The organism is Streptomyces sp. NPDC046805, from assembly GCF_040645355.1.
Lineage (GTDB): Bacteria > Actinomycetota > Actinomycetes > Streptomycetales > Streptomycetaceae > Streptomyces.
Window position 1 is genome coordinate 21,168 of sequence record NZ_JBEYYC010000050.1, and the last position, 9,949, is coordinate 31,116.

A 9,949-nucleotide genomic window follows, 5' to 3' on the forward strand; every position below is an offset into this window, starting at 1 on the left:
GTAGCAGAAACGCAGCAGGAGACCAGAAGGTTCCCCGATTCCCGTGCCTCTACACAGCCTCGGACACCCTGAGTCAGCAACTCCGCGTACACGCCAAACGTTTTCGCAGCGTTCACCATCGACCTGATCTCGCCCTCACTCCCCTCGCATCCACTGCCGCATCGTGGACAGCAGGTGGTCCGGATCGACCGGCTTCGTGACGTAGTCGGACGCACCCGACTCGATCGCCTTCTCCCGGTCGCCCTTCATGGCCTTCGCGGTCAGCGCGATGATCGGCAGCCCGGCGAACTGCGGCATCCTGCGGATCGCCGTCGTCGTCGCGTATCCGTCCATCTCGGGCATCATGATGTCCATCAGGACGACCGCGACGTCGTCGTGCTGCTCCAGGACTTCGATGCCCTCCCGGCCGTTCTCGGCGTACAGCACGGACAGCCCGTGCTGCTCCAGAACGCTGGTGAGCGCGAAGACGTTGCGGATGTCGTCGTCCACGATCAGCACCTTCTCGCCACCGAACCGTACCGTCCGCTGCGCCTGCGGCGCAGACTCCTGCCCGGTCGTGGCCGACCACTGCTCGACCGGCGGAGCACCCCGGCGGCGGCGCCGGAAGAGCGCGGCGGCGCCGTTCTGCGTCTCCCGGTACGACTTCACCTCGGCTGGCGTCTCGATCTCCACGTCGGACAGCTCGGAGGCGTGGTGGTGCTCGGAGGCCATCAGCTCGTTGACGACCAGCGCGGGCAACGACTGCTGGTAGCCCTGCGGCGGCAGTTCGGTCGGGTACAGCGGCAGATACAGCGTGAACGTCGAGCCGCGTCCCGGCTCGCTCTGCGCGTGGATCTCGCCGCCGAGCAGCTGCGCGATCTCCCGGGAGATCGACAGCCCGAGGCCCGTACCGCCGTACTTGCGGCTGGTCGTGCCGTCCGCCTGTTTGAAGGCCTCGAAGATCACTCGCATCTTGCTGGCCGCGATGCCGATCCCGGTGTCGGTCACCGAGAACGCGATCAGCTCCGCGTCCGGATCGCTGACCGAGCCGGACTCCAGGAGCTGCTCGCGGATGCCCATCGGCACGTTCGCACCCGCAGGCCTGATCACCAGCTCCACCGATCCGGAGTCGGTGAACTTGACCGCGTTGGACAGCAGGTTGCGCAGCACCTGCAGCAGGCGCTGTTCGTCGGTGTGCAGCGTCGCGGGCAGCTCCGGCGACACCCGTACGGACAGGTCGAGGCCCTTCTCTGCGGTCAGCGGGCGGAAGGTGGCCTCCACGTAGTCGACGAGCTGGACGAGCGCGATACGCGTCGGGGAGACGTCCATCTTGCCCGCCTCGACCTTCGACAGGTCGAGGATGTCGTTGATCAGCTGGAGCAGGTCGGAGCCGGCGCCGTGGATGGTCTCGGCGAACTCGACCTGCTTGGGGGTGAGATTGGTGTCCGCGTTGTCGGCGAGCAGCTTGGCCAGGATCAGCAGCGAGTTGAGGGGCGTACGCAGCTCGTGCGACATGTTGGCGAGGAACTCGCTCTTGTAGCGCATGGAGACCGCGAGCTGCTCGGCGCGCTCCTCCAGGACCTGCCGCGCCTCCTCGATCTCGGTGTTCTTGACCTCGATGTCGCGGTTCTGTGTGGCCAGCAGCTCGGCCTTCTCCTCCAGTTCGGCGTTGGACGCCTGGAGGGCCTTCTGCCGGTTCTCCAACTCGGCCGACCGCTCGCGCAGTTGCTCGGTCAGCTCCTGCGACTGCTTCAGCAGCACTTCCGTCTTGGTGTTGACGGAGATCGTGTTGACGCTGGTCGCGATCATCTCGGCGATCTGGTTCAGGAAGTCCCGCTGGATCTGCGTGAACGGCGCGAAGGACGCCAGCTCGATCACGCCGAGCACCGTGTTCTCGAACAGCACCGGCAACACGATGACCTGCGCGGGCGGGGCCTCGCCTAGCCCCGAGGAGATCTTCAGGTAGCCACTGGGCGCGTTCTCCACGAGGATCGTGCGCCGCTCCTTGGCGGCCGTGCCGATCAGCGCCTCACCGGGCCGGAACGACGTCGGCATGGAGCCCATCGAGTAGCCGTACGACCCGAGCATGCGCAGTTCGTACGCGTCCTCGTCCTCGGCGTTCATGTCCTTGCCGTCGACGAGCGGCATCGCGAGGAAGAACGCGCCGTGCTGCGCGGACACCACCGGGGTCAGCTCGCTCATGATGAGCGAGGCCACGTCCTCCAGGTCGCGGCGGCCCTGCATCAGCGCGGAGATGCGGGCGAGGTTGCCCTTGAGCCAGTCCTGCTCCTCGTTGGCGATCGTGGTGTCGCGCAGGTTGGCGATCATCTTGTTGATGTAGTCCTGCAGTTCCTGGATCTCGCCGGCGGCGTCCACGTCGAGCTTCAGGTTGAGGTCGCCGCGGGTCACCGCGGTGGCCGCGCGCGCGATGGCCCGCACCTGCCGGGTCAGGTTCCCGGCCATCTCGTTCACGGACTCGGTGAGATCGCGCCAGGTGCCGTCGACGTCCCGCACGCGCGCCTGGCCGCCGAGCTGGCCCTCCGTGCCCACCTCGCGGGCGACTCGGGTGACCTCCTCGGCGAAGGACGACAGCTGGTCCACCATCGTGTTGATCGTCGTCTTGAGCTCGAGGATCTCGCCGCGAGCGTCGATGTCGATCTTCTTGGTCAGGTCACCCTTGGCGATGGCGGTGGTGACCATGGCGATGTTGCGCACCTGACCGGTCAGGTTGGACGCCATCTGGTTCACGGACTCGGTGAGGTCCTTCCACGTACCGGCCACACCCGGTACGTGCGCCTGGCCGCCGAGGATGCCGTCCGTGCCCACCTCGCGGGCCACCTTGGTGACCTGGTCGGCGAACGAACTCAGCGTCTTCACCATGGTGTTGATGGTGTCGGCGAGCTGCGCCACCTCGCCGCTCGCCTCGATGGTCACCTGCCGCGTCAGGTCGCCGTTGGCGACGGCCGCCGAGACCTGGGAGATGTTGCGCACCTGCATGGTCAGGTTGTTGGCCATCAGGTTCACGTTGTTGCTGAGGTCCTTCCAGATGCCCGTGACACCCGGAACGTGCGCCTGACCGCCCAGGATGCCCTCCGTGCCCACCTCACGGGCCACGCGGGTCACCTGCTCGGCGAAGGACGACAGTTGATCGACCATCGTGTTGACCGTGGTGACGAGTTCGAGGATCTCGCCCTTCGCGTCGACGGTGATCTTCTTGGACAGGTCGCCCTTGGCGACCGCGGTCGTGACCTCGGCGATGTTGCGCACCTGGATGGTCAGGTTGTTCGCCATGAAGTTCACGGACTGCGTGAGGTCCTTCCAGGTGCCCGCGACCCCCTGCACCTCGGCCTGGCCGCCCAGGATGCCCTCGGTGCCCACCTCGCGCGCGACCCGCGTCACTTCCTGGGCGAACGACGACAGCTGGTCCACCATCGTGTTCAGGGTGTTCTTGAGTTCCTGGATCTCCCCGCGCGCGTCCACGGTGATCTTCTGCGACAGATCACCCCGGGCCACCGCGGTGGCGACCTGCGCGATGTTGCGCACCTGGGCGGTCAGGTTGCCGGCCATGCCGTTCACGGAATCCGTCAGATCCCGCCACACACCGGCGACACCGGGCACCTGCGCCTGACCGCCGAGGCGGCCCTCCGTGCCCACCTCGCGGGCCACCTTGGTCACCTGGTCGGCGAAGGCGGAGAGCTGATCGACCATCGTGTTGATGGTGCTCTTCAGCTCGAGGATCTCCCCGCGCGCGTCCACGTCGATCTTCTGGGACAGATCACCCCGGGCCACCGCGGTGGTCACCTGGGCGATACCGCGCACCTGGGCCGTCAGGTTGCCGGCCATCGTGTTGACGGAGTCCGTGAGTTCCTTCCACGTACCCGACACGCCGTCCACGCGTGCCTGACCGCCGAGGCGGCCCTCGGTGCCCACCTCACGGGCCATCCGCGTGACCTGGTCGGCGAACGACGACAGCTGGTCCACCATCGTGTTCACGGTGTTCTTCAGCTTGAGCATCTCGCCGGAGACGTCGACCGTGACCTTCTGCGACAGATCACCGTTGGCCACCGCCGTCGTCACCTGGGCGATGTTGCGGACCTGCCCGGTGAGGTTACGGAAGGCGGTGTTGACGGAGTCGGTGAGGTCCTTCCACGTACCGGCCGCGCCCGGCACCTGCGCCTGGCCGCCCAGTTCACCCTCGACGCCGATCTCCCGCGCCACCCTCGTGACCTCGGCACCGAACGACGACAGCTGGTCCACCATCCCGTTGACGGTGTTCTTCAGCTCCAGCATCTCGCCGGCCACGTCGACGGTGACCTTCTGCGACAGATCACCGTTGGCCACGGCCGTCGTCACGGCGGCGATGTCGCGCACCTGTGTGGTCAGGTTCCGGAAGACGGTGTTGACGGAGTCCGTCAGGTCCTTCCAGGTACCCGCGGCGCCCGGCACGTTGGCCTGCCCGCCGAGCCGCCCCTCGGCGCCGACCTCGTTGGCCACGCGCGTGACCTCGTCCGCGAAGATGCGCAGCGTCTCGGTCATCTGGTTGATGGTCTCGGCGAGCTGAGCGACCTCCCCGCGCGCGGGGACGGTCACCTTCTGCGAGAGGTCACCGTTGGCGACGGCCGTCGTGACTTGTGAGATCCCACGCACCTGTGCGGTGAGGTTGCCCGCCATCGTGTTGACGGAGTCGGTGAGCTCCTTCCACACCCCGGCGACACCCGGCACCTGCGCCTGGCCGCCCAGGATGCCCTCGGTGCCCACCTCACGTGCGACGCGCGTCACCTCGGACGAGAACGAGGACAGCTGCTCCACCATCGTGTTGACGGTGTTCTTCAGCTCCAGCATCTCGCCGGCCACGTGCACGGTGACCTTGCGCGACAGGTCACCCCGGGCCACCGCGGTGGTCACCAGCGCGATGTCCCTCACCTGTGCGGTGAGCCGGTTGGCCATCGTGTTGACGGATTCCGTCAGGTCCTTCCACGAACCGGACATACCGCGCACCCGGGCCTGACCGCCGAGCTTGCCCTCGGTGCCCACCTCGCTGGCCACGCGCGTGACCTCGTCGGTGAACGTGGACAGCTGGTCGACCAGGTTGTTGACGGTCCGCCCGACCCTCAGGAACTCGCCCCGCAGCGGATGCCCGGTCCCGTCCGGGGCCTGCGTGCGCAGCTCCATACGCGGCGACAGGTCACCCTCGGCCACCGCGGTCAGGACCCGGCCGACCTCGGAGACGGGCCGTACGAGGTCGTCGACGAGCGCGTTGGACGCCTCGATGGCGTTCGCCCAGGATCCCTCGCACGCACCGGTCTCCAGCCGTTCCGTGAGTTTTCCCTCACGGCCCACCATCCGGCGCACCCGCGACAGCTCACCCGTCAGATGCAGGTTGCGGTCGGCCACCTCGTTGAAGACCGCGGCGATCTCCGACATCACGCCGTCGCCGGAGACCGTGAGCCGCTTGCGGAAGTTCCCGTCCCGCATCGACACGAGCGCCGCGAGCAGTCGGTTCAGGGCAGCCGTGTCCACCTCGACGGTCCCGTTGCGTGGCCTGCTCGGGGGCTGCTTGCTCGCGGTCTGCTGCTTGCTCGGGGACTGTCCGCCCTTCGCGCGCGTCTTCGTGCCACGCGTCGCTGCGCCAGACTCCACTGTGTCCCTCCCGCAGGGGTCGACCGTTACCGCTGTACTTGGTACTGCTGTGCGTACTGCTGTGCTCGGGTTCTTCTGCTCGGCATGCCAGTCACTCCGGCGTACCGGTTACCGCTGAGTATTACTGCCAGATGCGATCCGGCCACACCTGGGGCTGCTGCCCGCTGTACACGGAACACACTCGGCCTGCCCGGACCTTCACCAGAAGCCTGCCCAGTGTTTCACCCCCACCGAACCAGGCCATAACAGTTCGGCAGCTTCACACATCGTCCGCACACCCTGGGGCGGAAACACGGCGGACCGGCATCCGCTCGGACGGCGAAGGTAAGTAACCTTGCATGCGGCTGTCCAGCCGCACCGGTCCGTCCGGCCTGGGCGGTGGCACGAGAACGAGCGGGCATCGGAGGGGCGGCCGCAGAACATGACCACCGGACTGATCCCCGGGGAACAGCCCCCGGAGCCACGGCCGACGGGCGAGCAGATGCCGCAGCAGCGGATCGAGCAGGTCGGTCCCGGAGCCCTGCACGTCGACGACCGGTCGAGGAGTTCTGTGATCACCGCGCGCGCGGCCGCCAGCTTCGAGCCCGTCGGGCGCTCCGTCGCGACCGCCCGGTCCTTCGTCCGCGACACCCTCCAGGGCTGGGGCGTGGGCGACATCGTGGACGACGCCGTGGTCCTCACGAGCGAGCTGGTGACCAACGCGGTGGTGCACGCCGGCACCCACGCCGACGTGCTGTGCCTGCACACCGAGGACGGCGTACGCATCGAGGTGGCCGACCGCTACCCCGAGCGCGAGGTCCCCCTCCAGGGCTCGGTCGTCAACATGGGCAGCCCGGACCGCGAGGGCGGCCGCGGCCTCCAGCTCTGCGCGGCCCTGGCCGACCGCTGGGGCGTCGAGTACACGCCCACGCACAAGAACGTCTGGTTCCAACTCGACCTGCCCGAACGCGCGGTCGGCACCCGCACCGCCGGCCCCTGCCTCCCCGCCGACCTCCTCCCCATGGCCGACGGCCGGGTCCGCGTCGCGGTCGTCCAGATCGACCGCAAGGGCTCCATCTCCGCCTGGAACGAGGACGCCGAGGAACTCTTCGGCTACCCCGCCGACCAGGTCACCGGCAGGCCCCTGACCGAACTCGCGGCCTGGCCGCACACGCCGGGCACCAGCACCGGCGTCGCGGAGGCGCTCCAGCTCTCGCGCTGGGAGGGCAGTTACGGCATCCGCGGCGCCGACGGCAGGGTGACCTCGGTGTACGCCTCGCATCTGCGCGTCCGCGACGCGGGCGGCGAACCCTCCACCGTCTGCCTCCTGGTCCGGGACCACGAACGCGCCGTCCTGCAGACGCCGTTGCGCGTCCCGGCCTCCGACACGCTCCCGTCCACCGACGGCCAGAACACCGACCCCTTCGAACTGTTCATCGGCTCCCCGGCCCCGGACGACCTCGACGGCCTCCTGCAGCGCACGGTGGAACGCGCCCGCGACATGCTCGACGCCGACTCCGCCTTCCTGCTCCTCGCGACCGACGACGAGACGGAGTTGGAGGTCCGCGCCTCCACCGGCCTGCCCTCGGCCCGCCAGCGCTTCGCGCGCGTCCCCGTCGAGGCGGGCCCCGGCCGCTACGGCTCGGCCCGCATGCCGGCCGTCCACGACGACCTGACGGTCGTACCGGGCGCCGTACCGCTCCTGAGCGGCACGGGCATGCGCTCGGTGGTGACGGTCCCCCTGAAGGTCGAGGGACGCCTCACGGGCTCCCTGGGCGTCGCCGCCGAGGCCCCCGGCCGGTACTCCAACGAGGAGGCGCTGCGCCTGCAGTTCGCGGCCGACCGCATCGCGCTGGCCGTCGAGTCGGCCCGCCTGGGCGAACTCGAGCGCCTGCGCCGCGGCTCGCTCAGCTTCCTGGTCGAGGCCTCCGACCTGCTCGCCGGCACGCTCGACCGCGACCAGACGCTGGCCCTGATGGCCCAGATGACGGTGCCCACCCTCGCCACCTGGTGCGCGGTCTACACGATCGCCGACCAGGCCTCGGAGCCCTATCTGTCGTACGTCCTGCACGAGGACGAGGAACTCATCGACGGCATCAAATCGTTGCTGTCGAAGATCGCGCCGCCGGACCCGGTCCCCACCCCGGGCGCCCGCGTCTGGACGGTCCCCGCCGAGGTGGCCCACCAGGCGGCCCTGCGCACGTCCATGCGCAGCCTCGGCCTCACCGGCGGGCCCACCCACCAGGTCGCCTCGGGCATCGGCCCCACCCTCGCCACGGCCTCCGCGGTCGGCGGCGAGACGGTCGTGCTGCCGCTGGTGGCCCGCAACCGCGTCATTGGCATGCTGACGCTCGGCAAGCCGACCGACGAACACTTCCGCCAGGAAATCCTGGAACTGGCCGAGGACTTGTCCCGCCGGGCCGCCCTGGCCCTGGACAACGCCCGCCTGTACTCGGAGCGCACGGCCATCAGCCAGTCCCTCCAGCGCAGCCTCCTGCCGCCCGGCCTCCCGCAGATCGACGGCGTCGAGGTCGAGGTCATCTACCGCGCGGCCGGCGAAGGCAACGAGGTCGGCGGCGACTTCTACGACCTCTTCCCGATCCGCGACGGCGCCTACGGCTTCGCGATCGGTGACGTCTGCGGTACGGGCCCCAACGCGGCCGCCGTCACCGGCCTCGCCCGCCACGCACTGCGTCTGCTGGCCCGCGAGGGCCTGAGCGGCCCCGCCGTCCTGGAGCGCCTGAACTCGGCCATCCTCGACGAGGGCGCCCGCAGCCGCTTCCTGACGCTCCTGTACGGCGAGATGCGCCCCCAGGAGGACGGCAGCGCCGAGCTGAAGGTGGTCTGCGCCGGCCATCCCCTCCCGCTGCGTCTGCGCCAGGACGGCACGGTGGAGCCCGCGGCCGAACCCCAGCCGCTCCTCGGCGTCATCGAGGACCTGGAGCTGTACGAGCAGACGGTCACCCTCGACCCGGGCGACGTCCTGCTGTGCGTCACGGACGGCGTCACCGAACGCCGCGAAGGCGCCCGCATGCTGGGCGACGACGGCCTCGCCGACGTCCTCACCACGTGCACGGGCCTCACGGCGGGCGCGGTCGCGGCCCGCATCATGCGCGCGGTGGAACGCTTCGCGTCCGACGCGCCATCCGACGACATGGCGATCCTCGCGATGCGCGTCCCCGGTCTGCACAAGGATTAGGGGTCTACAGAAGGACCAGGGGGCGCGCCCGCGCTCCCTGGTCCCCGAGGGTCCCCCGGACATGCAAAAGGCCCCACCCGATCGGGTGAGGCCTTTTCCTTGGGCTTCCTTGAGCCCCCAAACGGAATCGAACCGTTGACCTTCTCCTTACCATGGAGACGCTCTGCCGACTGAGCTATGGGGGCCTGTTGCTTTTTCGAGGTTTCCCTCGCAGCAACAAGAAGATCGTACCCTGAACAGGCCTGGCTTCCCAAATCCGTTCGGCTTCGCTTCGACTTCGCTCAGAAGGCGGGCTGAAGCAGTCCCCCGAGGGCGTTGCACGCCGACACGATCCGCTGCATCTCCCTCTTCGTCAGCGACGCGTCCACGGGCAGCGCGAGCGTCTCGTCCGCGGCCCGCTCGGTCTCCGGCAGCGACACGAACCGCCGGAACTCCGGCAGCCTGTGTACCGGCGTCTGCACCGGCACCTGGCACTCAACTCCCTTGGCCCGCACGGCCCGCACGAAGGCGTCCCGGTCCGGCCGCCCGTTCCCCGGCACCCGTACGACGTACTGCTGGAAGGTGTGCCCGTCGCCGCCGTCGGGCGTGCGTACGCCCCGCAGCTTGACGTCGAGATACGCGGCCCGCGCCCGCCGCTGGGCTATCTCCTCGTGCGGCGCCTCGGACTCACCCTGCTCCAGCACGAGCAACCCACGCCGCTGGCCGACGTCGAGCAACCGCTCCATGTCCGCCCGCCGTCCAAAGCGATGTACGACAACTACGGCCGCGGTGCGCGGAGTTACGACTGCTTCGACCTCGGACGGGTCCAGGCAGTACGTGGCCGGGTCTATGTCGGCGAACACCGGCAGCGCACCGGCCAGGATCACGGCCTCGGCGACGTCGACGTTCCCGAAGGCCGGCACCACGACCTCGTCACCGACTCCGACGCCGGCGGCCCTGAGCATTGCAGCAGTACCCATGCGGTGAATGCTCGTTGTGGAACGTGAACTCCAAGTAACAGAAAACAAAAAAGGGTTGGTCCCTGAACCGAAGTCCAGGGACCAACCCTCTCAAAATCTGTTCGGCGGCGTCCTACTCTCCCACAGGGTCCCCCCTGCAGTACCATCGGCGCTGTGAGGCTTAGCTTCCGGGTTCGGAATGTAACCGGGCGTT

Annotated in this window: 3 protein-coding genes, 1 tRNA gene and 1 rRNA gene; 1 reads left to right on the forward strand and 4 read right to left on the reverse strand. The window is 68.9% G+C overall.

All coding sequences use genetic code 11. The features are described 5' to 3' along the window. Positions 1 to 135: 135 nt before the first annotated feature. On the reverse strand, positions 136 to 5,619 hold the full coding sequence (locus ABZ910_RS34160; protein ID WP_361372953.1) for a HAMP domain-containing protein: 5,484 nt from the start codon (positions 5,617 to 5,619) through the stop codon (positions 136 to 138). 421 nt (positions 5,620 to 6,040) lie between these two features. On the opposite strand from ABZ910_RS34160, the gene ABZ910_RS34165 reads away from it, so the two are divergent. Beyond that, the gene (locus tag ABZ910_RS34165) at positions 6,041 to 8,797 is read left to right on the forward strand and encodes a SpoIIE family protein phosphatase (RefSeq protein ID WP_361372955.1); all 2,757 of its coding nucleotides are present in this window, start codon (positions 6,041 to 6,043) and stop codon (positions 8,795 to 8,797) included. Between the two features lie 112 nt (positions 8,798 to 8,909). Here the strand turns inward: ABZ910_RS34165 and ABZ910_RS34170 are convergent. The 3 genes from ABZ910_RS34170 to rrf all read right to left on the reverse strand — a co-directional run. Then, a tRNA-Thr gene (locus tag ABZ910_RS34170) sits at positions 8,910 to 8,982 on the reverse strand. A gap of 96 nt (positions 8,983 to 9,078) precedes the next feature. Next, positions 9,079 to 9,741 carry a DegT/DnrJ/EryC1/StrS family aminotransferase gene (locus ABZ910_RS34175; RefSeq protein ID WP_361372957.1) on the reverse strand — a complete coding sequence of 221 codons (663 nt, stop codon included), beginning with the start codon at positions 9,739 to 9,741 and terminating at the stop codon, positions 9,079 to 9,081. A gap of 114 nt (positions 9,742 to 9,855) precedes the next feature. After that, positions 9,856 to 9,949: ribosomal RNA gene (rrf, locus tag ABZ910_RS34180) — 5S ribosomal RNA — on the reverse strand; the annotation flags it as partial.